The sequence below is a fragment of the Thalassobius vesicularis genome, from assembly GCF_004799325.1.
Classification (GTDB): Bacteria; Pseudomonadota; Alphaproteobacteria; order Rhodobacterales; family Rhodobacteraceae; genus Thalassobius; species Thalassobius vesicularis.
The window spans coordinates 1-25,314 of record NZ_SSMD01000001.1; the positions used below are offsets into that span (position 1 = coordinate 1).

Consider the following 25,314-nt stretch of genomic DNA (forward strand, 5'->3'; position numbering starts at 1 on the left):
CGGCCGAAGCCTAAGGACCCCGATATGCAGTTGTTTGTTCATCGAATGAACCAAACCGCCCACATATCTCTTCAGATATTATCAATGTCAAAGAGCGCGGAGCCTAAGCCCCAGAGACAAAATCAACCGGAAGCGCCAGTTCTTCTTGGCGCAACCTGCGTCAGATGCCTCAGATTTCGTTCCGAACTTCCCACCGAAGCAACCGCCCCGTCGTTCCGTCCGTCCCACCGTCAAGCGCCTCAGCGCCGCCGGTGAAGGGGGTTCTATGGCTTTCACCAAAGACCCGCAAGCGCTTTTTTCGGAAAAAGTGTGAAATCCCGAAATTTTCCGAGACACCCCAACAAAACAACGTAAAATCAATTAGTTAAATCGCCTGCCTTTTGTGCACCGCATCCTCTGAGGCGTAAAATCCACCGACTAGAGGCCGTTTTCGGCTCGAATCTGATTCCAAATCCCGATTCCACGCAGGGAAAAGGCCGCTTTCGCGGCCCTTTCAGCTTAGCAGGAGCTTTCGATGTCTTCAGGCAAGGTACAGACCGCCGGAGTCATCCCGCTTTGGAAGTTCGGGATGCGCGTATGCACCATGAACAGCCGTACCGGAGGCGAGCGGCGGATGCTGCCATCGGCGAATGTCGCTTCCATCTGCATCAGGTGCATCGAGGAGCGTTCCGAGTAGAACTTCAGCCCGCTCAGCAGGCTTTGGATATTCGGGTTGCCACGGAACGGGATGTTGATCCGGTAACCTGCGGCGTCATAGGGCAGGTCCACATCCATATATTGCGGGGCCTGGGTTGCGAAGGCACCACCGTCGCCGCATTCCGCCAGCCCGCCGGGAACCTCGATCGTGCCCAGAACGATATTCACCGCGAATACCTGGGTTTCCTGATGGCGCTCCCCCAGCGCGTCGGTCCAGTCATAGGACAGCTCTCCGATCATGTCGGTCGTCAGGCTGCCGCCGCCCTGCTGGGTGCCTGCCAAACGGGACAGCCCCAGATCCTGCACCAGCTTTGCCCGGCAGCTGTCCAGCATATCCGCACTGGGGCAGGTCAGGCGTTTGTTTTCCAGCGTTGCAACATCCACGCCGGCATCGATCAGAGCATTGCGGATGCTGACATCCACGCCTTCGTCGAAATCGCCGACCGAAACGTCGAACCAAGGCGTATCGGGGGCCTTGGTCGTGCGCTCCTCCCACTCCACCAGATCGGGGTTGCGAAAGCCGACGCGGGCCGTGGCGTTCTCGACCTGGCCCCAGCCGTAATTGACGAAGTGGAAATCGGGGCGGAAGCTGACGCAGCCGAAATGCTCGACCGTCGACAGAACGGGGCGCAGATGCGGCACGCTGTATTCCACCGCAAGATCCAGCGAGGCCAGCTTTACCCGGCTGCCATCCGTCGTTGCCAGACGGAACAGCGTGTGGGCGCGGTTCATCAGCCATTCGTTCGGGCCCATCTGGGCGTATTCCCATTGGCTGGCGATCGGGCCGTCGCCATTCCACGCCTGACGCCAGCGCGCTTCGGAGGGCAGGATCAGAACCTCGCCGTTCTGGGCGTAGTGGGTATAGGCGACCTCTTGATTAGCCCCAAGGCGCGGATCGACAATCACGGTCATGTCCGTCTTGCCAGCCGCCCCGCCATCTTGGGCCTTTTGCAGCCCGCCGATCCGCGAGTCCGCGTAAACAACGGGTCTGGTGCTGGAGACTTCTTCGCCCGCATCCATCACCACATCATAGGAAAGCCCGCCGGGTTCGGTCACATGGCCATTGCCATCACGCAGGCCATCGCGGAACCCGCCGATATAGACCAGACCATCCGCCGACCGGAAAGAGCCCTGCCCCTCGGCCTTGCCATTCACATACGGCCCTTCGTAGCGGTTGCCCCGCGCGTCCAAGTGCTGGCCCTGACCATGCAGAACGCCCGCGACCCAGGTGCCGCTGAAATACGAGCCGTCCCGAAAGCTCAGCTTGCCCGGCCCGTCGAACCGACCGTCCTTCATGGTCCCATCATAAGAGTGATGCACCGCGCGCGGGTCATAACTGGGCGCGCCCGAGATGCGCCAACTCAGAACCCCGCGGCCTGTGGCCAGACCTTCGGCATTCACACCCGGCCAGTTGCCAGCGGCAGGTTCCCAGGTGAATTCCAACGCCATGCCGGGGTTGGGGTCATAGATACGCACCATCCGGCGGGTGACCTCGCGGCTGACCGGGTCATAGATCACCTGCAACCGTTCCCGCAGATCGGTCGCGGCCTCTTCGGCCCAGACCATCCCGGCCAAAGTCAGACCAGCGGCAACACCGAAAACGAAACCTTTCATCTTGCTGACCATGGCATCCTTCCTTGGGTTTTGAATAAAGGCTAGCCGCCATGAGCCGAGTCCGACAAGGGATAAGTCAGTTTCCCGCCTGCGTAAGCTCAAACAGATGCGGCAGCGGCAGTTGCCGGACAAAGACCGTGCCTTGCGGGAACACCCGCACCTCGGCCAATGCACCCGAGCTGTGCGGCGGCAACTGGTCGAACAGGAAATTGCCCAGCGAGTGCAGCACCACCGTGTCCCCGCCCCCCAGCGCCCGCAGGTCCGTGCTGGCGGCATGAGGATGCGCCCCGATCACCACCGCCACGCCGCGTTGGCGCAGCCCCTCGGCCAGATCAGTTTCGCGGGCGGCGGGCTGGGTCACAAATTCCCGCCCCCAGTGCAGAAAGGCGATGACCGGGCTGGTCGCGTCCGTATGGATCACGCGGTCCAGCAGCTCGGGCGTCAGTCGGTCCACCGGCGGCACAGCCCGGCCTTCCAGATCGGTCAGCCCCACCAGCGTCGCCCCCATCAGCGGCAACGCCTCTCCCTGCCCGAACGCGGCGATGCCGAACCGGGCCAGCGCGGCGCGTGTCTCGGCCAGACCGGACTCGCCGATGTCGCGGGCGTGGTTGTTGGCCAGCGAGACCGCCACCACATTCAACAGCCGCGCCCAGTCGCGCAGCAGATCGGCAGGCATTCCCAGCACCATGTGATCCAGCCCCGCCGGCATCTGCGGCAGCAGAACGCCCTCAAGATTCAGCACCAGCGGCAGGCCATGCGTGGCCGCCAGCGCAGCCTTGGCGACACGATCCGAGATCAGCTCGTCACTCAGCAACCCCGGCAGCACCCGGCCCAGGAACAGATCGCCCCCGATCATGAACCGCTGCCCGACAAAGGGCGGCACCTCGGCCCCTTCGGGCGCATAGGCAGCTACGACATAGCTGGTCGTCTCGGCGATGAACGGCTTGTACAGTTCCTGCATGTTGGCATTCGCCACCACGACCGGTCGCGCACCCCGCGCACCCAGCAATTTCATCGTGATGTACATCGCACCGGTCGAGTCCACGTGATCCGGCTGCACCAGCCCCGCCACGCCGTCCAGATCCATTGCCGCCAGCAGGTTCAGCACCTGTTGATCCCGCTGCCGCGCCTCGTGCAGCGGCAGGTAATGCGAATAATCCGTCGCTTGCAGCACCACCGTCTCCGGCCCCAGCAGGGGTGCCAGTCGCTCGGCAAGCGCGTCCCAATGTTCCCGGCGCGAGTTGATCGAGACCGCCACCGGGATCACACTCACCCCCGGCATCAGCCGCGCCATGAAGGGCAGCACCGCGCGCAGCCCATGCTCCTTGTCGAACAGGCAGCTATCCTGCACCAACGCGCCATCGATCAGCCCCTCCGCCGCCGGATCGGTCGGCACCGGCCCCAGCACCGTTTCAAACCCGCGCGCCGTGGTGGCAAAGGGGGCGTCCGAGCGAAAGAAGTGGTCGGGAAACAGCACGATCGCGCGTTTGACTCCGGGCCGTGCAGTCATGCGGATCGCGGCGCCCAGAAGCTCGGGCATTTCCAGGTGATGCGGCAGGATCGCGCCGCTGATGCCGTCCACCGGCTTTACATCGGCGGACCGCGCCAGACCCGCATCGAAATGCTTGGTCTGAGCGTAGAACGGCGGGAAATCCCCCGCCGGACACTCCGCCCGCGCCATGCCGCCGATCAGCAAAAGGACCAGCAGCAGCGCTCTCATTTCGTGCCCTTCGCCAACAGGAAATTCGAGGTCTGCGAGATGTGATAGAACGGCTCTTGCTTGCTTTGGCTCAGCCGCACGACCTCATGATAGACGTAATCGGCCAGCCCCAGCAGGCGCACGCCCTCGCCCTTGGGATCGGCGGCGCCCTTCAGCCCCTCCAGCATCGCGTAGGTGAAAATGCCGTGACCCAGATCAGTGCGTTCGCCCGCCGTGTTGTTCGCCGCCGTGGCCGAGAACACGATCACCCGCGCATCTGCTGCTTCCTTTTCCAGCTTGGCGTTGAAGGCATTGGCCGCGTGGCACGTATCCAGCACCAGAATGCGGCGGCCCTGGGCATAACCGATCTCCTCCTGAATAACGCTCCAATCCACCAGCGAGGAGGTCCGCCATTTGTCCCCCCGCATCTGCGCGTCGGTGGGCAGCAGGAAGTACTGTTCCTCCAGATTCATCCCATGCCCCGCCACGAAAATCACCGTGGTGTCATCCGGCCCGGGTTTGGCCAGGAAATCCACCAGTTCCGAGGACACGGTGCGCGCATCGGGTTCCAAAACATCCAGCGGGTCCATGAACAGCGACAGCGCGGCCTGACGCGGGGCGTCATCCTCCAGCACCTCGGGGTTGACCATCACCAGTGTTTCCATCCCGGTATACAGCGGGGCTGAGCGGTCGCGCAGGACGTTCAGAAACTCCAGCGCGTCAGCGACCGGATAAGCCAGATCGCAGGGCTTGCCGGCGCAGCCCTCGGGCAGTTTGGGGTATTTATTCACGCCCACGACCGCGACGAATAGCTTGCCCTTCTTCTCTTCGACCGGGCGCTTCTTGGACAGCGCGATGGCAGAGCGTTCGGTGACATAGCCAAACTCATTCCGCCCGCTGACGGTGATGCGGTTCTCGCCCTCTTCAACCGGGATCTGGTACAGCAACCGCCCGTCCGAGCCGCCAGCCCGCACCGGACGCACGCTGCGATCATTCACCAGAACAGCATAGCCCCAGCTTTCGACCTCTTCCAATGCGGCGCCCGTCACCTCGATCATGGCATAGCCGTCAGGTGCGGGCGGGTCATCGACCATCCGAATGTCGAACTCCGGCGGGCGGCGGGTCAGCAACTCGTCCAACTCGCTGTCACTCCCGCGTAGCTCTTTCGCCGCTCCGCTGGCCGAGCCGGTCAGGATCGCCCGCCGCACGATCTCGGGGCTGTGCAGGTGCTGGCGCAACTGCCGCGCGCGGACATAACGGCCTTCGCGGTCCTGCCCCTGATTGATCTGCCAGCCGACCAGCCGGTCGCCCTCGGGCGAGGAATGGAAATAGCCCTGCGGCGTCCAGATGATCCAGTCGTCACCAGCAAAGAACATGGTCACGATCAGCTCATGCGTTTCCAGGTTCCACAGTTTCAGCGTCTGATCCGCGCTGCCCGACAGCACCCGCCCCGCGCGCGGGGCCACCGCCAGCGCCAGAATATCGCCGGTATGGCCGGTGAATTCGCCCGCCACTACGCCATCCAACCCGTAATCCAGCAGGATACCGTTGCCACCACCGTCGATCAGCCGCTCTTGCCCCGGCACGAAACTGTAGGCAGAGTGGTAATAACCGTCCTGATCTCCCTTCACGATCGGCACCGTGCCCACGACCAGACGAGAGCCCTCGAACCCGCTGCCCGGCTCGCTTTCCAGGTTGGGCGTCAGATCGGGCAGCGCCGTCACCGCACGACCCAACCGGGCCGTGCCGCGAACCGAGGGTTTGTCGAAACTGCGCTCGCCCGTGGGCAGGGTCATCTCTTGCGTCAGCTCACCCATAGCGGCGGGACAGATCGCCTGATCCGGACAGGGATCGTCCAGCCCCCAGCCGATCCGGTCCGCTGCCACCGACAGCCCAACCGAGGCGACCGGCGCCCCGATCCCGCCCATCACCCGCACCGCGCTGCGCGTGTCCGCCCGCCACAGATGCAACGAATTGCGCCGCCCGCCTGCCGTCAGCACCACCCCGTCGGGCAGCAGGGCCGAGGCATGGACGCCCGTTTCCTGCGCCGTGTATTCGCCCAGCATCTGGCCGGTCGCCACGTCCCAAACCTCGGTCCCGTGCGCGCCCGCGCAGCGATAGCCGCAGGACAAGGTCAGCACGTCGCCCGCCAGTGTCATCGCATCCACCCGGAACGGGCGTGGCGGCAGATCGGCCAGAACCGTCCCCGTCGCCGCATCGCGCAGGGTCACGCGCCCCTGATCGTCGGCCAGCGCGAACCGCGCGCCATCAGGGCTGACCGCCAAAGCAATCAGCGGGAAATCCCACAGCGCCTCGGCATCCGGGGGCGTGATTGCCTCGCCGGTTCCAGTGTCCCAAATCCGCAGCCCGTAATCATATGTCGCCGCGATCAGCCGCGTCCCGGCATAGCCCAGCTCCGAGACCCGCAGCGCCTCGGTGTCCAGCGTCGCTAACGCCTCGGGCGTATCGGAGAACGGCGCGCGCCAGCGCAGCACCTGACCGCCCTGCCCGCTGACCGACAGCTCGTCGCGCACCGGATCATAGGCCAGCGCCTCGGCCACGTATTGGTGGCCCTTCAGCACGTTCACCACGGCCCCGCTGCGCAGATCGAAGATGCGCACATCCCCGAATGCCTGGTCCGAGGCCAGGTTCGCCCCGAAATACCCCGCCACCGCCACATGCGTCCCGTCCACCGACAGCGCCACCGCGTTGACCAGCCCTTCGCTGCCCGGCCCGATCTGGCCACGCAGCACCGCCGTGCTGATCCCCGCCTGCCAATCCCAGACCCGCACCGTCTTGTCGTCCGAGGCGCTGACGATCACCGCCCCATCCGCGCTGACATCCACGTCGCGGATCACAGCCCGGTGGCCGCCCGTATCCAGATCCAGATAGTAGTTTTGCCCGTCAGCCTGACCGGCACTTGGAAAGACGGCCCAAACAACGCTGGCCAACAAGAAAGCAGAGGATCGAAGCGACTGCATCGTCACCTTCCCGCAATGAAAAAAACGGCGAATGGAATCTCGAAAATGCGCAAGTTATCTGCCTTTATCGCCTGATCCTGGCCTCACATCCAATAGCCCGCGCAACACATTGGCGCGATCACCCGCCCATAAAGGCAGCCCCGGCCGCTCTATTCAAGCACACGTTGCCGGCCAAGGCTGGCGATGCCAATCCAGCCGGTGTACCGTGGCCGGGACACATACTCGAAAGGCCCCCCATGTCCGACCGTCTGCAAACCGTTCTGACCGCGATCGACACCGCCAACGCCGCTGATCCCGGATACGAGATGGAGCGCCCCGCCGCCCTGCTATACGGCGAACGCATGACCGAGGAACTGTTGCGCCTGTTCCCCGATGCCTCGGAACGTCTGCGCATCGCAGCGCGCGGTCAGCACGTCGAACGCTGGCTTCTGCCGCGCAAAGACTACCCCGAGGGGCGCACCGGTTACCTGGACTGGCGCCGCGAACAGGGCCGCCGTCATGGCGAACGTTTGGCCGGCATGATGGCCGAGGCTGGCTATTCCGAGGAAGATCAGGAAAAGGTCCGCGTGATGCTGCGCAAGGAAGGCATCAAACGCGACCCCGAGGTGCAGGCGCTTGAGGATGTGATCTGCTTCACCTTCCTCAAGTGGTATTTCCAGCCCTTCGCGGGCACGCAATCCCCCGAAGCGCTGGAAAAAATCGTCATCCGCACGGCGCGCAAGATGTCCGCCGAAGCCCGCGCCCGGGTGCTGGACGAATTCGACCTGCCCGAGCCCTTCGCCGCGGCCTTCCGCGCCTGATCGTTACGTACAGTCGCGGATGCTCTCGGCCAGGTCGCGCAGCATCTGCGCGTACAGCGGCCAGCCCGGCGCCTGATTGGCGCCCAGCGGGTCCAGCGTGGCGACATTTACGCCTGCCTCGGTGACCGTGTTGATCAGGCCGGGGTTAAACTGAGGCTCGGTGAAAACGCAGGTGACATTCATCTGCGTCACCGTCTGGCGGATTTCGGCGATCCGCTTGGCGCTGGGGTCCGAGGCATCCGACAACGAGATCGCGCCCGCAGCCGACAGGCCAAAACGGTTCTCGAAATAGTGAAAGGCATCGTGGAACACGATGAACTTCAACCCCGCCGCATCAGCCAGAGTTGCGGTCAATTCAGCAGTCAAAGCGTCCAGCTCCGCCCGCCCCTCGGCGGCATTGGCGGCGTAGCGCGTGGCGTTTTCCGGGTCGATCTGGCCCAGCGTATCCGCAATCGCGCCCAGCCAGACCCAGGCGTTCATCGGGTCCAGCCACGCATGGGGATCACCCTCGTCATGGCCGTGCTCATCCGCATGCGCCCCCCCCTCGGCCTCATGCTCATGCGCCTCGAACGTCGCGCCCTCGCGGAACTCCAGCACGGTCGTGCCCGGCACCTGCAGCAATTCGACGACCGTCGCCTTATCGCCCAGCGTTTCCAGCGGCCCTTCCAGCCAAGGCTCCAGCCCCTCGCCCATCCAGAACACCGCCTGCGCCCTGTCCAGCGCCGCCGCCCGCGACGGCCGCAGCGCGTATCCATGCGGCGAGGCGCCCGGCTCCACCAGCAGCGCCGGTTCCCCGACGCCCTGCATCACCCGCGCCACCAGCGCATGTATCGGAGCAATATCCGCCACCACCTGAGGCACCTCGGCCTGCGCCGCACCCGCCAACAGAAACGCCCCTGCAAAGGCCAGCCGCATTGTCTCGCTCCATGTGATTGTATAACGTAACACCGCTTGATATATGTTACAGTATATCACATCAAGACCCAATCTCGGCACCGCAGCGAAAGGCCACCCATGGACCCCGTCGGTTTCACCCAGCATGATCACCACAGCTGCATCGCGCAGAACCTCTCGGCCGTCGAACAGATGTGCGCAGATCAAGGCCTGCAATTCACCCCGGTGCGCCGCCGCGTGCTGGAGATTCTGCTGCACGAACACCGCGCGCTTGGGGCGTATGAAATCCTCGACCGGCTGCGCGACGAGGGGCTTGGCTCGCAACCGCCCGTCGCATATCGCGCGCTCGACTTCCTCGTCTCGAACGGTTTCGCCCACAAGATCGAGCACCTGAACGCCTTTGCCGCCTGCGCGCATCCGGGGCAGGATCACACGCCGATGTTCCTGATCTGCCGCGCCTGCCAATCCGTGGCCGAGGCCGTGGCCCATCTGCCCTCGGACACGCTGGGCCGCACCGCCCGCGCCGAAGGGTTCCGCATCGAAAAGGCCGTGATCGAGGCCGAGGGCCTGTGCCCCCATTGCCAGGACGCCACCGCATGAGCCTGATCGACGTCCAGAACCTGACCGTCCGCATGGGCGGCAACACCATCCTGTCCGGCGTGAATTTCCGCATGGATCAGGGCGAGATCGTCACCATCGTCGGCCCCAACGGCTCGGGCAAATCCACGCTGCTGAAGGCCATCGTCGGCGCGCTGCGCCCCAATGCGGGCAAAGTGGTGCGCCAGTCTGGCCTGCGCATCGGGTACGTCCCGCAAAAGCTGCATATCGACCCGACCCTGCCGCTGACCGTGGGCCGGTTCATGAACCTGCCCCGCCATGTCTCGGACGCCGCCGCACAAGACGCGCTGGACGAGGCCGGGGCGGGTGCGCTGTCGGATCGCCAGATGGCCGATCTGTCCGGCGGGCAGTTCCAGCGTGTGATGCTGGCCCGCGCGCTGCTGTCCAAACCCCACCTGCTGATATTGGACGAGGCAACGCAGGGTCTGGACCAGCCCGGCTCCGCCGCGTTCTACCGTCAGATCGAGCAAGTCCGCAGCGACATGGGCTGCGCCGTGCTGATGGTCAGCCATGAATTGCACGTGGTGATGGCGGCGTCCGACCGGGTGATCTGCCTGAACGGTCACGTCTGTTGTCAGGGCGCACCGGAACAGGTCGCCTCGGCCCCCGAATACCGGGCGCTGTTCGGCTCGGGCACGCAGGGCGCTCTGGCGCTTTACCGGCACGAACACACCCACAGCCATGACGAGGCCTGTGCCCACGATCATGCGCATGACCATTCCCACGACCACGAGGCCGCCGAATGACCCTGCTCGACGATTTCCTGATCCGCGCCGCTTTGGCCGGGGTGGGCGTGGCCATCGCTGCCGCCCCCTTGGGCTGTTTCGTGGTCTGGCGCCGCATGGCCTATTTTGGTGACGCCACCGCGCACGCCGCGATTCTGGGCGTGGCCTTGTCGCTGGGCTTTGCTACTTCGGTCTTTGTCGGGGCGCTGGCTGCGGCGTTGCTGATGGCGGTCACCGTCTCGTCGCTCAGCGGGCGAGGCTATGCGATGGACACGCTTCTGGGCGTGCTGGCGCATTCCGCGCTGGCCTTCGGTCTGGTCGCCGTATCCTTTCTGCACGGAGTCCGCATTGACCTGATGGGCTATCTGTTCGGCGACATTCTTGCCGTCAGCAAAGCCGATCTAGCCGTGATCTGGGCCGGGGCCGCATTGGTACTGGGCCTGCTGTGGTGGCGCTGGTCGGCGCTGCTGTTGTCCTCGCTGAACCAGGATCTGGCCTATGCCGCCGGTCTGAACCCGCGGCGCGAGCAGATGGTTCTGACCGTTGCATTGGCCCTTGTCGTGGCCGTCGCGATCAAGGTCGTCGGCGTGCTGCTGATCGCCGCTTTGCTGATCATCCCCGCCGCCACCGCCCGCCCCTTTGCCACCACGCCGGAACGGATGGGCATCGTCGCGGCGGTGCTGGGCAGCCTCTCTGCGATCGGGGGACTGGCGCTGTCCTACCAGTTCGACACGCCCACCGGCCCGTCGATCGTGTGTCTGGCCGCCGTGCTGTTCGCGCTGTCCAGCCTTAGCCACGTCATCCGCCGCGCCTGAGGGGGATTGCCCCCGCGGCGCACTGCGTTAGGTTCAGCCCCATGACACAAAGCGCCCTGATCGTTGCCCACGGCAGCCCCTCCGACCCCGCCCCGCAAGAGGCCGCCCTGCAAGGGCTGGCCGCCCGCGTCCAATCGCTGCTGCCCGGCTGGCAGATCCGTGGCGCGACCTTGGCCGCCGATGGGGCCGTTGACGCAGCACTGGCACAGCTGGACCAGCCGCTGATCTACCCGTTCTTCATGGCGCAGGGCTATTTCACCAACCGCGTTCTGGCCCCACGGTCCAAGGCGCTTGGCCTGACCCAGATGGCGCCCTTCGGTGTCGAACCCGCCCTGTCCGATTGCGTCGCCGCGATGCTGACCGACACGCTGACGGCCCAAGGCTGGCAGGCTCCAGACACCGCGCTGCTGCTTGCCGCGCATGGCAGCGCCGTCTCGCGCACCAGCGCCAATTCGACCCGCGCGATGGAGGAGGAGCTGGCCCAACGCCTGCCCTTCCGCACCACCCGCTCGGGCTTTATCGAGGAGCCACCCCACGTCGCCGACCAAGCCCGCGATCTGGGGCAGGCGATCTGCCTTTGCTTCTTTGCGCTGAACGCTGGCCACATGCTGGACGACATGCCTCAGGCGTTGGAGGAGGCCGGTTTCACCGGCCCCGTCCTGCCTCCGATGATCGACTGGCCGCAGGTGCCGCAACTGATCGCGAACAGCCTGCAAGCCGCCTGATCATTGGTGGCGCAGCGCCTCGATCGGGTCCATCCGCGCGGCCCGGCGGGCGGGGAAATAGCCGAACACCACCCCCACCAGGGCCGAGAACCCGAATGCCCCCAGCACCACCAGCGGGTCGGGCGAAAACGGGATCGCCATGACATTCGCGGCAATCGCCGCCAGCCCCAGACCCAGCGCGATCCCAAGCAAGCCGCCCATCAGCGACAGCACGATCGCCTCGACCAGGAACTGTTGCAGCACCTGCCGCGCCTGCGCGCCGATGGCCAGACGGATGCCGATTTCGCGCGTCCGTTCCGTCACGCTGACCAGCATGATGTTCATGATCCCGATGCCACCCACCAGCAGGCTGACCGCCGCCACCGCCGCCAACAGACCCGTCAGCACCGAGGTGATCCCCGTCAGCATCGAGGCCAGCTGCTTCATGTCCATGACGCTGAAATCGTCCTCTTCGCCCAGCCCGATCCGACGCATGTCGCGCAGGGCGGCCTCGATCTCGGACTTGGCCAGATCGGTGGAGTAGCCATCCTCGATCGCCATGTAGATCATCGAGATCGTGCTGGTCCCCGAGATCCGCCGTTGGAACGTGCGCAGCGGGATCATCACCGTGTCGTCCTGATCGTTGCCGAAACTGGAGGCACCCTTGGCCTCCAGCACGCCCACGACTTCACACGACAGGGACTTCAGGCGCACCTTTTCGCCCACCGGATCGGCGTTGCCGAACAGATCCTGCCGTACGGTTTCACCCAGCAAACAGACCGGGCGGCCGGAATCTTCCTCGGCGCTCAGGAACGTCCGGCCCAGGCTGACCGGCCAGTCGGTCGCCTGCAGATAGGCATTCGTCACCCCCTGCACCGTCGCCTGATGGTTCACGTTGCCCGCCACGGCCATCATCGTGGTGCGCTCGGCCCCGCTGGCCGCCTCGATCTGCGGGATTTCCGCGATCAGCCGGTCGATGTCGCGCTGTTCGAATTGCCGGGCCGAAGTGCTTGATCCCCCCGGTCCCATCGTGTTCTGCCCCGGCCGCACGATCAGCACGTTGGTGCCCAGCTTGCCCACGTCCTGCGTCACCTGATCCGAGGAGCCCTGCCCCACCGTCACCATCGCGATCACCGCCGCGACGCCGATCACCACGCCCAGCACCGTCAACACCGATCGCAGCGCATTCCGCGCCACCGCCTTGATCGCCAGCCGGATCGTCTCAGCCCACATGCGGCACCTCCTTGCGGGTCGGCTCGTCGCGCTCGACGCGGCCATCGACCATCCAGATCAGCCGGTCGGCAAAGGCAGCCATGTCGTCCTCGTGCGTGACCATGACGATGGTCAGGTTACGCTCGGCCCGCAGTTTCACCAGCAGTTCCATGATCTCAACCGAGCGGTGACTGTCCAGGTTCCCGGTCGGTTCGTCCGCCAGCAGCACCTCGGAACTGGCCGCCAACGCACGGGCAATCGCCACGCGTTGTTGTTGGCCGCCCGATAGCTCGGACGGATCATGCGCTGCCCGTTGTGCCAGCCCGACCTGCTCCAACGCTTCCATCGCGCGGGCGCGGCGTTCCTCGGGCGGGATGCCCTTGTAGATCAGCGGCAACTCGACGTTTTCCAGCGCGGGGGTGCGTGGCAGCAGGTTGAAGCCCTGAAACACGAAGCCCAGATAGTGCCGCCGCAACAGCGCCCGCTGATCCTGGCTCAGCCCCGCCACATCGACCCCGTTGAACAGGTATTCCCCGCCCGTCGGACTGTCGAGGCAGCCGATCACGTTCATCGCCGTCGACTTGCCCGAGCCGCTGGGGCCCATGATCGCCACGAATTCCCCGTGGTGGATTTTCAGGTCCACCCCGTCCAGCGCACGGACCTCGGCCTCGCCCGTACCATAAACGCGAGAAATGTTACGAAACTCGATGACCGGAGTGTCGCCCGACCCGTCCTGAGGCATCGGATCAACCCTCCTGCCCGGTGATGACAAGATCGCCAGCGGCCAGCGCCCCCTCGACGATCTGCGTGCGCGACCCGTCAGAGTCGCCCGCCGTCACCGGCACCTCTACCGGGGCCCCGTCCTTCAGCACCCAGACCGATTTGCCATCGGCGCGCGGCGTGTCACTGGTTGGACGCTTGGGCATGATCATCCCCAGCAGGCCACTGCCGCCGCTCGTCTCTTCGACCTCGACCGGCGGTGCATAGCGCAGCGCCGCGTTGGGCACGCTCAGCGCGTCCTTGACCTCGGCTACCAGGATTTCCGCCGTGGCCGTCATGCCAGGGCGCAGCGCTAGATCGTCGTTCTGCACGCTCAGGATCGCCGTATAGCTGACCACCCCATCCACGGTTTCCGAGGCATAGCGCACCGACCGGATGGTCGCCGGAAACTCCCGCTCGTCATAGGCTTCGACAGTGAAAGTGGCGCTTTTGCCCTCGGTGACCTTGCCGATATCGGCCTCGTCTACGGCGACCTGCACATCCATCTTGGCCAGATCCTCGGCGATGGTGAACAACACCGGCGCGGACAGGGACGAGGCCACGATCTGCCCCTTGTCCGCCTCGCGGTCCAGCACCACTCCGGCGATGGGCGAGCAGATGCACGCCTTGTCCAGATCGGCCTCGACCTCTTGCATCTGCGCCTTGGCCAGATCCAGGTTGGCATTGGCCACTTTCAGCTGCGATTGCGCCCGATAATAGGCGGCGCGCTTGCTCAGCAGGGTCGAGTGGCTGGTCACCCCGCGTTCATCCAGCGCGACGGTGCTTTCATAATCTTCCTTGGTTTCGGCCAGCGTAGTCTCGGCGCTGCTGACCTGCGCCTGGGCCGAGGCGACCGTCGCCTTGGCCACCGCCAGAGCTGCCTCCAGCTTGGTCGTGTCCAACTCGGCCAAAGGCTGGCCCTGCGTGACGGTGTCATTGAAATCCACCAGCACCGATTTCAGCGTGCCCGACAGTTCCGAGGAAACATCGACCAGGTTAGTCGGCTCGACCGTGCCGGTCGCCGTGACGGTGATCCGCAGATCGCCCCGCTGAACGGCAGCCGTCCGGTACGTCACCCCGCCATCGCCCCCCGACAGCATCGCCATCAGCACCCAAGCCCCGATCGCCAGCACGGAAGCCCCGCCACCCCATTTCAGGATGCGGCTGCCGCCGGTCTTTTTACCCATCTGCAAACGGGCTTCGATCTCGGATTTGCGGTCCTGTGCGGCGGTGTCCGGCATGTGCTTTCCCCTGCTTGTTCGGGGTCATCGTGGCGGGCGCTGTGCGACGCCGACATGACTCCGATCAATATTACGCGGCAGCGCGGCATTTCCGTCGCGTCGCGCGTAGCAGATAGGCACAAACCCGCAGGCTTACACGCTGTACGAGATCACCATCCCGTCATAGGCGGGCACGATGTGGTCGGGGGTTTCATCCATCACCGTCTGGTAATCCAGATCGATATGCATGTTGGTCAGCACGGCCCGGCGCGGGGCGGCGCGCTCGATCCATTCCAGCGATTGGGCCAGGTGCGAGTGGGTGGGGTGCGGCGTGCGGCGCAGCGTGTCCAGCACCCAGCAATCCAGCCCTTGCAGGGTATCCCACGCCTCGTCATACATCTCGGCCACGTCGGGCAGATAGGCCAGATCGCCCACCCGGAACCCCAGCGAGTCGATCGAGCCGTGCCCCACCTTGAACGGCGTCAGCACGATGTCCCCACCTTTGCCGCTGATCGTCACGTCCCCGTGGATCGAGTGCATGTCCAGAATCGGCGGATACGGGCTGTCGTCGGGCTGAATGAACGCATAACCAAAGCGCGCGAACAGGCTGTTTTGTGTATCGCCATCGGCCCAGACCGGCAGTCGTTTGCGCATGTTGAAGACGATCATGCGCAGGTCATCCAACCCGTGGACGTGGTCGGCGTGGGCATGGGTCCAGATGACCCCATCCAGCCGCCCGATCCCGGCATCCAGCAATTGCTGGCGCATGTCCGGGCCGGTGTCGATCAGAACCGAGGTCGTACCCTCATCCGTGATCCGCTGCACCAGCATCGAGCACCGCTTACGAGCATTTTTCGGGTTGGTCGGGTCGCAGTCGCCCCATTGGCCGCCCAGACGCGGCACCCCGCCGGACGAGCCGCAGCCCAGAATGGTGAAACGCAGCTCTGCCATCATGCGGCCGCCTTATACTGGGCCGCCTTCCAGAACAGGCGGTCGAAATTGGCCTGCGTCTGCGCGGCGAAATCGGCATAGTCCATCCCGAACACCTCGGCCCCGACTTGGGCGGTGTGGACGGTGTAGCCCGGCTCGTTACGCTTGCCACGATAGGGCTTGGGCGCCAGATAGGGGCTGTCGGTTTCCACCAGAATGCGATCCACGGGCGCAGCGGCAAAGATGTCCCGCACTTCTTGGCTTTTGGGGAAGGTGGCGATGCCGGACATCGACAGGTAGAAGCCCAGATCCAGCGCAATCTTTGCCAGCTCTGGCCCCGAGGTATAGCAATGCATCACGCAGCTATAGGCCCCGTTGGCGTATTCGCGGCTCAGGATGTCAGCCATGTCCTCATCCGCGTCGCGCGAATGGATGATCAGGGGCAGGCCGGTCTGCCGCGCTGCCTCGATATGAATGGGCAGCGAAGCCTTCTGAATCTCGGCACTATCTGGCGTGTAGTGGTAATCCAGACCGGTCTCGCCGATGCCGACAAACTTGGGATGGGCCGCGAACCCGACCAGCTGTTCGACCGTGACCAGAGGCTGTTTTTCGGCGCTCATCGGATGGATGCCAGCGGCGTAGAACACTGGTTCATAGGCCTCGGCCATCGCGCGGACCTTGGGTTCGTTCTCCAGCTTGGTGCAGATCGTCACCATCCGCGTGACCCCGGCGGCCAGCGCGCGGTCGATCACCTGATCCAGCTCGCCCTCGAAATCCGGGAAATCGAGGTGGCAATGGCTGTCGGTAATCTGGATCAATTCGGTCATAGGTATCCCTGCACGGGATCACCCCGCGGCGGTTTGTTGGATCTTGAAAACCGTATCTAGGATCAACGCGGCAGGGTCAAGGTTGACGGCCCGGCCATGCCGCACACGCGCGCCGATCTGCTGCGCGATCACTGCCCAGTCCCGCGCCTTGTGTACATTCGGGGCCAACCGCGCGAACAGCGCTGCCTCGCCCGGCACAGCCTCGACCGCCGGGGGACACCCCATCGCGCCGCTGCGCGCCAGTCGCGTCAGCAACAAGTCGTTCAGATCGATCAGCAGGTCCAGCTTGGCCGCGGCCCCGCGGGCGCCTGCCGCCTCGGCCAATGCCAAAGCGCGGGCGCGATCCATGCGCGGCAAGGTGCCATAAAGGCCCACCAATTCGCGATACATCTGCATGCCGCCGAGGTTAATCAGGCTGATCGCCTCGCCGACCGAGCCTGCGGCCAGTTCCGCCAACCCCTCGGGGTGATCGGGCAGCGTCACATGCGCTTGTTCCAGCGCATCGGCGATCGCTTCGGGCGGCAGCGGGGTCAAACGCAGCTCGCGGCAGCGCGAGCGTATCGTCGGCAAAAGACGCGTCGGCTGGTGGCAGACCAGCAGCAGCGTGGTGTTCGCGGGCGGCTCCTCCAGCATCTTCAGCAGGGCGTTGGCCGCCTGCACGTTCATCTCGTCAGCGGCATCCACGATGACCACGCGCCGGCCGCCATCGCTGGCCGACATGTGAAAGAAATTCGCCAGTCGCCGCACCTCGTCCACACGGATTTCGGCGGCAAATTTGCCCTCGCGCAGGTTCTTGTCACGGTCATTGTCGCTGCTGCCCGCCCCGCCCCGCCGCAGCAGGAACAGACCCGGTTCGGACAGCGCCAGCATCCGCCGCGCCGCCGGATGATCCGGCGATATGTCCAGGCTGACAGGAGCCGGAGGGCCACCGAACATGTCGTCACCCCCTGCCGGAGGCGTCGCCAGCAGGAACCGCGCAATCCGCCAGGCCAGCGTCGCCTTACCCACGCCACGCGGCCCGGTGATCAGCCAGCCATGATGCATTCGGCCCGAGTTATATGCCTCAAGAAACGCGGCCTCGGCCGGATCTTGCCCGAACAGCCGCGCGGTTTCACGTGGATGCGGCGCGCCTTCGATGCGGTCGGGTTCCGGCAGCAGATCGCTCATGGCAGGCGCGGCTCCACCGCGGCCAGCACGTCAGCGGCCACCGCCTCGGGGCTGCGCGCGCCGTCAATGACGCGGAACCGCGCCGGGTATTCACCCGCAAGAGCCAGAAAGCCCGCGCGCATCTTTTCTTGCAGGTCTTGTCCGAAGGACTCGAACCGTTCTTCGGTGCCGTTGCGCGACAGCGCCCGCGACAGGCCGACCGCCGGGTCCATGTCGATCAGCACTGTCAGGTCAGGCTCCTGCCCGATCATCAGCGCATGCAACTGGTCCACCAGCGCGCGCAAATCCCCCCTGCTGAGGCCCTGATACATCCGTGTGCTGTCTGCGAAACGGTCGCAGATCACCACCTTGCCGGCCTCCAGCGCCGGGCGGATGGTCCGCTCCAGATGATCGCGACGGGCAGCGGTGAACAGCAGGATTTCCGTCTCTGCCGACCAGCGATCCGGATCGCCCTGCAGCACCAGCGCACGGATTTCCTCTGCCCCCGGGCTGCCGCCCGGTTCGCGGGAGTGAATCACGTCGAAACCCCGCTTGCGCAGGGTTTCCGCCAGTACACGGGCCTGAGTGGATTTTCCGGACCCGTCTATGCCTTCGAAACTGACGAACAGTCCGGTCAAGACGCGCCCTCGGGCCCTTGGTCCAGGCGTTTGAGCAGCAGTTGCGCCACCGTCGTCACGCGCGAGATGAAGCCACCCTTTGGCACATCACGTTCCGCCACCAGAGGAATTTCCATCGCCTCCATCCCGTTGGGTTGCAGGATCAGTTTGCCCAGCTCCTGCCCCTTCGTGACCGGAGCCTGCACCGGACCATTATAGACGACCTCGGCCTGAACCTGCTTGGCCTCCAGCACCGGCAGCAGCAACGCGATGTCCTGCGCCGGCACCAGACCGACGCGCGGCTCATCCCCCATCCAGACATCGGCGCGGGCGATCACCGTTCCGGCCTTGGCGACGCTTTTGTGGACAAATTGGCGAAATGCCCAGTTAACGATGGCCTCGGATTCCTCGGCGCGGGCCTGCACGCTATCCAGCCCCGAAATCACAAAGATCACCCGGCGATCACCCTGCAATGCCGACCCGACCAGACCATAGCCTGCCTCGGCGGTGTGGCCGGTTTTCAGGCCATCGGCGCCGATGCCCAAACCCAGCAGCGGGTTGCGGTTGGTCTTGTTCTGCGGCGCGCGGCCGTCAAAGGCGAACTCGCGCTGCGAGAAGAGCGGATAGAACTGCGGGAAATCCGTGATCAGCAGGTTCGCCAGCAACGCCAGATCGCGCGTGGACATCAGATGTCCGGCGGCGGGCCAGCCGTTCGAGTTGGCGAAGGACGAGTTGGACATGCCCAACTGATGCGCCCGCTGGGTCATGTAGCGCGCGAAACCGGCCTCGGTCCCATCGGGGCTGAGCGCTTCGGCGATCACCGCGCAGGCGTCGTTGCCCGACAGCACGATGATACCTTTCAGCAGGTCCTCGACACGCACACGGTCCGTCGTGTCCAGAAACATGGTCGAGCCGCCATAGCTCATCGCATGGGCAGAGACCGGCAGGCGTTCGTCCAGTGTCAGACGGCCGTCGCGGATCGCCTCGAACGCGATGTACAGCGTCATCAGCTTTGACATCGACGCGGGCGGCAGCGCCACATCGGCGTTCTTGTTCAGCAGCACGGTTCCCGTGGTCTGGTCGATCACGAAAGCCGAGCGCGCCTTGGTGTCAAACGCATGCGCAGGCAACGCCAGCAGGGCCGAAGCGGCCAGAGCGCCCAGCACTCGGAGAAGACGGTTTTTCATGACCTTTCCTTTCCGGTTCAATTGGTTACGGCATATGCGTCAGCAAAGCCCCTGGCCTTGATCTTCTTCAGCAGCTCGGTGCGGTCCGAGGCGGATTTCGCCGGGCCAGCAACCACGCGCCAGAACGCCTTGCCCTTCGAGTTGCCCTCGATCACGTCGGTTTTGACCCCGGCCCCGTTCAGGTTTTTCGCAGCGGCCTCGGCATTGGTGCGGACGCTGAAAATCCCGATCTGGATGAAGGGTTTTTCCAGTTTCGATTTCGACGGCTTGGCGGGCTTGGGCGCCGGAGCGGGTGCTGCGGGCGCGGCCTTTGCCTCGGCCTTTTCAATCGCCTTTTCGGCCGACTTGACCGGGTCCAGCGGCTTTTCTTCGATGCTCGACGCGGGCGGAACCTGCGCTTCGGACGGCGGCGGGGCGGCGGGTTCTTCGGCCACCTGCTCGCGGCGCAGCGCGGTCACGTTCAGGCGGACGGGCTGCCCTGCCAGAACGCCCAGCGTGGCAGCGGCGTCCGAGGATACCTGCAGACGCGGGCCCGGGTTTTCTCGTTCGCGGCGGAACAGCGCGCCGATGACGAATTTGCCGTTGGTGGTGTTGCGGATGATGACCCGCTCAGGCTCGATCACGTCGGGGTGCGCAACCCAGACCCCACCCAGCGAGGGGCGGCCGTCCCAAAGGCCGGCTTCGGTGACCTGGAAAACATCGGGCGCTTCGACGTCATGCTCGATCAGCTTGACCGCACGCGCGGGTTCGCCGTCTTCGGCAGGCGGCGTCTTGTTGAACAACGAGAAATCGCTGCCCTGACACCCGGCCAACAGCGCAAGCGCCGCCGCAGCCAGTAACAAGCGCGTCTTGCCTTGATCAATCTTATTGATCCCAGAAATCATCCTAACCTGCCAATTTCAAAGCGGTTTTCCCCGCCGTTAACTGCCCCGAACACCGACCCGGCGCCCCTTGCCACGGCTGTTTCGCCCGCAGTGTAGCGGCAGGCGGGTTTCAAGAAAAGTCAAAGGGGCGGCCTCGGCGGATTTTCACACGTTGATGGCTGGACGGCGGCGGGCGGAGGAGTGTAGAAGGCGCGGAGATCGACGGAAGTGTGGCCGAGTGGTTGAAGGCACTGGTCTTGAAAACCAGCGACGGGGAGACTCGTTCGTGGGTTCGAATCCCACCGCTTCCGCCACCTATTTATTGAAAAATAGAGCGCGCACGCACGCTACCCCCAGATACCCGCCAAAAAATTTGCGCTTACTGGCGATAAATTAAGGTGCACATAGCGCTCAGGGCTTCCGCCAAAGGGAAGGTGGGGCTTAGCTCACGATCCATTCAGAGTTGCTATCAACCGTTCTTGTCACCGTTGAGGGGCGAGCGGAAAAGATGGGCGCTGCCAATAACGGCAGGCCCACCACGCTGGTTACAGTGGTCATTTTGAACAGGTCGGCCTTCGCGCATTAACCGGTCTTTCACAGAACCAGTGTCGACCGAAGACGTTGCAAGCATGACGCTTGGCACGCCTGTGGGCTCTTGCACCACGTTTCGGTACGACCGGCGGGAATGGCGCCCCAGAATGCGGCGATGTTGGCTGCCTTCTGGATCAGGCCGTCTCGGCCTGTTTCGCTTGGTCTTTGGCAATGGTATTGAGCGCGGACAGGAACGCCTCGGGGCCATTTTGGCTGGCGTTTTCCAACATGCTTACATAGCGCGTAAACCGCTCGAAAGCTGCCGTTGCCTCGCGGGTTGTCGTCGGCTGGCGTTCGTTGTTTTCCACAAATTCCTCGGCCACCGTCGCCAACAGAAAGCACGCTGCTGCGTTGTCTGTTGTTCCAGCCATGGACCGAGCTTGCGCGGCGCATTTCCTAAAGGCGTGGATGCCTTTGCCATGCTCGACCAAAGTTTCGATGAATTCGGCAAACATGTGTATCTCCTTCACAGTGACAGGGTAGTGGCGCCGCCGTGGTCGCCTGACCACTTGAACGGGTTGCCCAGAAAACTTTCAACCTCGGCCAAAGTTGTCGGGTCGAAATACGTAGATTCTTTGCTGACCCGCAGTACGTCACGCCAAGTGGCCAGTGAATGGAGGGTCAGGTTGTGTTCTGCCAGCCGAGTGCGGGTTTCAGGGAAGATGTCGTAGAAAAAGATCATCACCGTGTGGTCAACGCGCGCACCGGCCCGGCGCAGAGCTTCGCAGAACTTGATCTTCGAGGCACCGTCGGTTGTCAGATCCTCTACCAGCAGCACGCGTTGGCCTGGCGTGATGTCGCCTTCGACCTGAGCATCGCGAGCATATCCCTTGGGCTTCTTGCGGACGTATTGCATCGGCAGTCCAAGATCGGCGGCGATCCACGCCGCAAAGGGAATGCCTGCGGTCTCACCACCCGCCACCGTGTCGAACTGATCCAGCCCGACATCACGCAGCAGAAGTGAGGAGGCGAAACTCATCATCTTTTCGCGCACCTGGGGGTGAGAAATCACTTTGCGGCAGTCAATATAGACCGGGCTGGCCAGACCCGAGGTGAACATAAAGGGCTGGTCGGCGCGAAACCTGACCGCACCGATTTCCAGCAACATCCGCGCCGTGGAGTCAGCGATGACTTCCTTGCTTGGATAATCATGGGACGTCATGCGTATTTCCTTTCGCCGCCGTTGCGCTCGTACGTCAACGGAGTGCATTCCCAAACGGTAGGGAAACCTGAAACGAACACCTGCACCTCGTCCTGTAGTGCCATGATCCGATTGGCCCCGGACAATGGCAAGTCATGTTTAATGCGGAGGTCGTATTGTTGGTCAGATCTGGCCAGAATTGGTTCTTTACGCATCGCCAATCTCATGGACTAAATGTTCGTAGATGATCGACATCCCGACCAGGAAATCGTCGATCTCCATGGCTTCGTCGGGATTGTGTGATCCGTTGCGGTTGCGGACAAAAACCATCGCGCTGGGGACACCTGCATTCGCGAATACGGCCGCATCGTGACCACCACCCGATGCCATGATCATCGGTTCGATTCCCAGCCGCTCCATCGCATGGGCGAGTTTCGCCACCACTTTCGGATCCATCAAGGCAGGCGCGGTTTCGTTGGCGCTGCCCGGTTCGAACAGAACTTTGCGTTCGCGTGCGATCTGGGCCATTTCTTCGGACAGCATCCGACGCATGCCGGTCAGAATCGCGGGGTCTTGGCTGCGAATATCAAGGCTGAACTCCACCCTATCCGGTATCCGCGACATCGCATTGCTTTCGGAGTCGGTATGCACCACGCCCGAAGTCAGCACCAGATCGTCCCCCTGTTGCAGGATGGACAGCCATGCCTCGTCCAGACGGCTCAGCAGATCGGCCATGGCCAGCACCGGATCTTTGCGGAAGGCGCGGGGGACTGCGCCGGAATGCCCCGCCTCACCGATGCATTGCACGGCCTTGTGGCGGAAATTGCCCCGGATGCCTGACACGATAGCCGCAGGCATGTCTTTACCGATCAGAAGCGGCCCTTGTTCGATATGCAGTTCGATATATTCAAGGATCTGCTGTACTTGCATCAGCGGTTGGCCATCCCGCACCGGCGCAAGATCGATTCCGACATCGGCCATGTGCGCCTCAAGGCTGCGCCCGTCGCCCTTATGCGGTGCCGCACGTTCATCCGCGCCAAGCACCCCCATCAAGGTTTTGGATGCGATGTAGCAGGGGCCAAACCAGGCGCTTTCCTCGCCGCGCATGGCAATGACTTTGACCGGTCGCGCAAAACGAAGACCTTGCCGGCGGGCGCGCAGCAGGCACATTAATCCGGCCAGAACGCCAGCGAGCCCGTCAAAATTACCTCCCATTGGCACGGAATCCACATGGCTGCCAACAAGAACGAATTGCTCTGCCTCAGCGTCCTCGGGCAGAGACATCAGCAGGTTTTGGCCGCGATCATAAGTCGTGGCCAAACCGGCCTGTTGGGCTGCGCCTTCTAAAAATTCCAGCGTTGCGGTCTCAACCCGGGAAAACGCGGGCCGACTGACCCCGGCCTTGTCCGGGCTCATGGCCGCAATCACCTCGAAAAACTCTGCGGCCTGCTCCCGTTCGGCTTGATCGATGGCAAAGCTTGCATCAAATGTCACGGTGCCGCCTCCATGAAGACCACGGCGTCGGCGGCATCGGCGTCCCTCACCGTTCCGATCAAGTCGCTGACGTTGGCGATGTTCTGGTCGCTTAGAAAATGCCGCAGATCGTCGATCAAGCGCACCATGGTGGTGGGGTTGATGAAGGTCGCGGTGCCGACTTGCACGGCAGTTGCCCCGGCGATCAGGTATTCGATCACGTCCTCAATCGTGGAAATGCCGCCGCAGCCTATCACGGGAATATCCACCGACTTGGCGCATTGATAGGCCATGCGCAGGGCGATCGGTTTCAGCGCCGGCCCGGACAGACCGCCCATCAGGTTGCCCAGTTTTGGCTTGCGTGTGTGGATGTCGATCGCCATCGACAGCAAGGTGTTGGACACAACCAGCGCGTCCGCACCCGCCTCTTGCGTGGCAAGGGCCACTTCGGTCGTTTCTCCGGTATTCGGTGACAGCTTTGCCCAGAGCGGCAGATCGGAAGCGCCACGAAGTTTCTTCATCACTGCATGGGCCGAGGAAGGTCGCATGGCAAAGGCTTTGCCGTCCTCTTCGATATTGGGACACGAGATGTTGACTTCGATCGCGCTGACGCCGGGGACGCTGATTTCCTCACACAGGCGAGCGAATTCGTCGGCGCTGTGAGCCGAGATGCTGACCACCAACGGCACATCGTAGCGGTGATAAAAGGGGATCACGTTTTGAATAAAGTGATCGATACCCTTCGACGGAATCCCGATCGAATTCAGCATCGAACCGCGCACTTCGCACACGCGGGGTGTCGGGTTGCCGCCGCGTTTTTCGCGGGTCACTGTTTTGGTCACATGTGCGCCAAGAACACCAAGGTCGATGATGTCGGCCAGATCTTCCGAAAAGGTGCCAGAGGCCGGCATGATCGGGTTCGCAAGGGTCAGATTGCCGATCCGGGTTGTCAGGTTCACCATGCCATTGCCTCCTGCAGGTCAAACACGGGGCCCTCGCGGCAGACCCGTTCATGGGTGATTTTCCCTCCCCGCCGGAACGAGCGGACGCAGCACTGGCACATACCCACACCGCAGGCCATCTGCTGTTCCAGCGCGATCTGGCCGGGGATGCCGTGCTCAGCGCCGAGGCCCTGCAACATCGTCAACATCCGATTCGACCCACAGGTGTACAAGGCATCCACGCGGTTCTGCGCGATCCGGTCGGCAATGATGGCGCGGATGTGGTCCATGCCAGAGGTGCCTTCGCTGTCGGTCACGGTAATGACCTCGGCACCCATGTCCCGGAATAGTTCGGCTGACATCAGCACGTCAGGCGAGCGGGCCGAACAGATCGCGGTCAGGTTCCGCCCAAGGCGTCGCGCCTCCTGTGCCAGCGGGGCCAACGTAGCAAGACCGACCCCGCGAGCGACCAGCAGAAGGTTCTGCCAGTCTGCCCCGATCACATAGCCCTTGCCCAGCGGACCCATGATGTTGAAAGTGTCGCCTTCGCGCAGCATCGCCATGGCGCGCGTTCCCTCGCCCGCCACCTTGTAGAGAAAGTGAAGCTCTCCGGCTTCGGGGTAGTAGCCGTAGATGCTCATCGGGCGACGCAGATATGGCTGATGTTCAGCCGAAACGGGGCACAGCAGATGAAAGAACTGGCCGGGCTGACAATTCAGCACCTTCGCAGGGGCGGCCAGGACCAGTTTCCGGTACTCGCCGTTCACGACCACGTTGCTTTTTACTGTCGCTTCAACTTCGAAAACTTTCCCGTTCGCCGAAGCACCGGCTTCGACGTCTAAGTGGTTCACTTGCATGGTT

The 25,314-nt window shown here is 63.8% G+C and carries 23 protein-coding genes and 1 tRNA gene; 6 read left to right on the forward strand and 18 right to left on the reverse strand.

All coding sequences use genetic code 11. The features are described from left to right. Positions 1 to 498: 498 nt before the first annotated feature. The 3 genes from E7681_RS00005 to E7681_RS00015 form a co-directional block, all read right to left on the reverse strand. Complete coding sequence (locus E7681_RS00005; RefSeq protein WP_168733124.1) at positions 499 to 2,310, reverse strand: MORN repeat-containing protein; 1,812 nt, start codon at positions 2,308 to 2,310, stop codon at positions 499 to 501. A 76-nt stretch (positions 2,311 to 2,386) separates the two neighbouring features. Further along, positions 2,387 to 4,030 carry an AmmeMemoRadiSam system protein B gene (amrB, locus tag E7681_RS00010; protein WP_136337211.1) on the reverse strand — a complete coding sequence of 548 codons (1,644 nt, stop codon included), beginning with the start codon at positions 4,028 to 4,030 and terminating at the stop codon, positions 2,387 to 2,389. Continuing rightward, the gene (locus E7681_RS00015; protein WP_136337212.1) at positions 4,027 to 6,990 is read right to left on the reverse strand and encodes a caspase family protein; all 2,964 of its coding nucleotides are present in this window, start codon (positions 6,988 to 6,990) and stop codon (positions 4,027 to 4,029) included. Before E7681_RS00015 ends, amrB begins: the two co-directional genes overlap by 4 nt. Before the next feature lie 236 nt (positions 6,991 to 7,226). On the opposite strand from E7681_RS00015, the gene E7681_RS00020 reads away from it, so the two are divergent. After that, positions 7,227 to 7,790 (forward strand): DUF4202 domain-containing protein, encoded by a 564-nt coding sequence (locus tag E7681_RS00020; RefSeq protein WP_136337213.1) that lies wholly within the window; start codon positions 7,227 to 7,229, stop codon positions 7,788 to 7,790. Positions 7,791 to 7,793: 3 nt separating this feature from the next. On the opposite strand, the gene E7681_RS00025 is transcribed toward E7681_RS00020, so the two are convergent. Beyond that, positions 7,794 to 8,705: a zinc ABC transporter substrate-binding protein gene (locus tag E7681_RS00025; RefSeq protein ID WP_136337214.1), complete on the reverse strand. Its 912-nt coding sequence runs from the start codon at positions 8,703 to 8,705 to the stop codon at positions 7,794 to 7,796. Positions 8,706 to 8,804: 99 nt separating this feature from the next. On the opposite strand from E7681_RS00025, the gene E7681_RS00030 reads away from it, so the two are divergent. From E7681_RS00030 to E7681_RS00045, 4 genes are read left to right on the forward strand one after another with little or no spacing between them, the layout of a single operon-like run. Beyond that, positions 8,805 to 9,284 (forward strand): Fur family transcriptional regulator, encoded by a 480-nt coding sequence (locus tag E7681_RS00030; RefSeq protein ID WP_136337215.1) that lies wholly within the window; start codon positions 8,805 to 8,807, stop codon positions 9,282 to 9,284. Continuing rightward, positions 9,281 to 10,048, forward strand: a complete 768-nt coding sequence (locus E7681_RS00035; RefSeq protein WP_136337216.1) for an ATP-binding cassette domain-containing protein — start codon at positions 9,281 to 9,283, stop codon at positions 10,046 to 10,048. Before E7681_RS00030 ends, E7681_RS00035 begins: the two co-directional genes overlap by 4 nt. After that, positions 10,045 to 10,842 carry a metal ABC transporter permease gene (locus tag E7681_RS00040; RefSeq protein ID WP_136337217.1) on the forward strand — a complete coding sequence of 266 codons (798 nt, stop codon included), beginning with the start codon at positions 10,045 to 10,047 and terminating at the stop codon, positions 10,840 to 10,842. The genes E7681_RS00035 and E7681_RS00040 overlap by 4 nt, the downstream gene beginning before the upstream one ends. A 41-nt stretch (positions 10,843 to 10,883) precedes the next feature. Then, on the forward strand, positions 10,884 to 11,567 hold the full coding sequence (locus E7681_RS00045; protein WP_136337218.1) for a cobalamin biosynthesis protein CbiX: 684 nt from the start codon (positions 10,884 to 10,886) through the stop codon (positions 11,565 to 11,567). On the opposite strand, the gene E7681_RS00050 is transcribed toward E7681_RS00045, so the two are convergent. The 9 genes from E7681_RS00050 to E7681_RS00090 form a co-directional block, all read right to left on the reverse strand. Next, positions 11,568 to 12,779, reverse strand: a complete 1,212-nt coding sequence (locus E7681_RS00050; RefSeq protein ID WP_136337219.1) for an ABC transporter permease — start codon at positions 12,777 to 12,779, stop codon at positions 11,568 to 11,570. It abuts the gene before it with no gap. Then, entirely contained in the window at positions 12,769 to 13,500 is a 732-nt protein-coding gene (locus E7681_RS00055) for an ABC transporter ATP-binding protein (RefSeq protein ID WP_136337220.1), read from the reverse strand. The genes E7681_RS00050 and E7681_RS00055 overlap by 11 nt, the downstream gene beginning before the upstream one ends. Positions 13,501 to 13,504: 4 nt before the next feature. Then, positions 13,505 to 14,758: an efflux RND transporter periplasmic adaptor subunit gene (locus tag E7681_RS00060; RefSeq protein WP_136337221.1), complete on the reverse strand. Its 1,254-nt coding sequence runs from the start codon at positions 14,756 to 14,758 to the stop codon at positions 13,505 to 13,507. Positions 14,759 to 14,890: 132 nt separating this feature from the next. Next, a complete protein-coding gene (locus E7681_RS00065; RefSeq protein ID WP_136337898.1) occupies positions 14,891 to 15,688 on the reverse strand; it encodes an MBL fold metallo-hydrolase in 798 nt (265 codons plus the stop codon). Next, positions 15,688 to 16,494: a TatD family hydrolase gene (locus tag E7681_RS00070; protein ID WP_136337222.1), complete on the reverse strand. Its 807-nt coding sequence runs from the start codon at positions 16,492 to 16,494 to the stop codon at positions 15,688 to 15,690. The genes E7681_RS00065 and E7681_RS00070 overlap by 1 nt, the downstream gene beginning before the upstream one ends. Positions 16,495 to 16,512: 18 nt before the next feature. Next, positions 16,513 to 17,661, reverse strand: coding sequence for a DNA polymerase III subunit delta' (locus tag E7681_RS00075; protein ID WP_136337223.1), 1,149 nt, complete (start codon positions 17,659 to 17,661; stop codon positions 16,513 to 16,515). Continuing rightward, positions 17,658 to 18,278: a dTMP kinase gene (gene tmk / locus E7681_RS00080; RefSeq protein ID WP_136337224.1), complete on the reverse strand. Its 621-nt coding sequence runs from the start codon at positions 18,276 to 18,278 to the stop codon at positions 17,658 to 17,660. The genes E7681_RS00075 and tmk overlap by 4 nt, the downstream gene beginning before the upstream one ends. Then, positions 18,275 to 19,444: a D-alanyl-D-alanine carboxypeptidase family protein gene (locus tag E7681_RS00085; RefSeq protein WP_136337225.1), complete on the reverse strand. Its 1,170-nt coding sequence runs from the start codon at positions 19,442 to 19,444 to the stop codon at positions 18,275 to 18,277. Before E7681_RS00085 ends, tmk begins: the two co-directional genes overlap by 4 nt. A 17-nt stretch (positions 19,445 to 19,461) precedes the next feature. Continuing rightward, a complete protein-coding gene (locus tag E7681_RS00090) occupies positions 19,462 to 20,286 on the reverse strand; it encodes an SPOR domain-containing protein (RefSeq protein ID WP_246032366.1) in 825 nt (274 codons plus the stop codon). A 245-nt stretch (positions 20,287 to 20,531) separates the two neighbouring features. On the opposite strand from E7681_RS00090, the gene E7681_RS00095 reads away from it, so the two are divergent. Next, positions 20,532 to 20,621 (forward strand) — tRNA-Ser (locus tag E7681_RS00095). Between the two features lie 411 nt (positions 20,622 to 21,032). On the opposite strand, the gene E7681_RS00100 is transcribed toward E7681_RS00095, so the two are convergent. The 5 genes from E7681_RS00100 to E7681_RS00120 all read right to left on the reverse strand — a co-directional run bounded on the left by E7681_RS00100 (position 21,033) and on the right by E7681_RS00120 (position 25,310). Continuing rightward, positions 21,033 to 21,353, reverse strand: coding sequence for a hypothetical protein (locus E7681_RS00100; protein WP_136337227.1), 321 nt, complete (start codon positions 21,351 to 21,353; stop codon positions 21,033 to 21,035). An 11-nt stretch (positions 21,354 to 21,364) separates the two neighbouring features. After that, positions 21,365 to 22,060 (reverse strand): orotate phosphoribosyltransferase, encoded by a 696-nt coding sequence (locus E7681_RS00105; protein WP_136337228.1) that lies wholly within the window; start codon positions 22,058 to 22,060, stop codon positions 21,365 to 21,367. 186 nt (positions 22,061 to 22,246) lie between these two features. Continuing rightward, positions 22,247 to 23,533, reverse strand: a complete 1,287-nt coding sequence (locus E7681_RS00110) for a Zn-dependent hydrolase (RefSeq protein ID WP_211089746.1) — start codon at positions 23,531 to 23,533, stop codon at positions 22,247 to 22,249. Next, positions 23,530 to 24,474 (reverse strand): dihydroorotate dehydrogenase, encoded by a 945-nt coding sequence (locus E7681_RS00115; RefSeq protein ID WP_136337229.1) that lies wholly within the window; start codon positions 24,472 to 24,474, stop codon positions 23,530 to 23,532. The genes E7681_RS00110 and E7681_RS00115 overlap by 4 nt, the downstream gene beginning before the upstream one ends. Beyond that, positions 24,468 to 25,310: a dihydroorotate dehydrogenase electron transfer subunit gene (locus E7681_RS00120; protein ID WP_136337230.1), complete on the reverse strand. Its 843-nt coding sequence runs from the start codon at positions 25,308 to 25,310 to the stop codon at positions 24,468 to 24,470. Before E7681_RS00120 ends, E7681_RS00115 begins: the two co-directional genes overlap by 7 nt. Between the last annotated feature and the right edge of the window lie 4 nt (positions 25,311 to 25,314).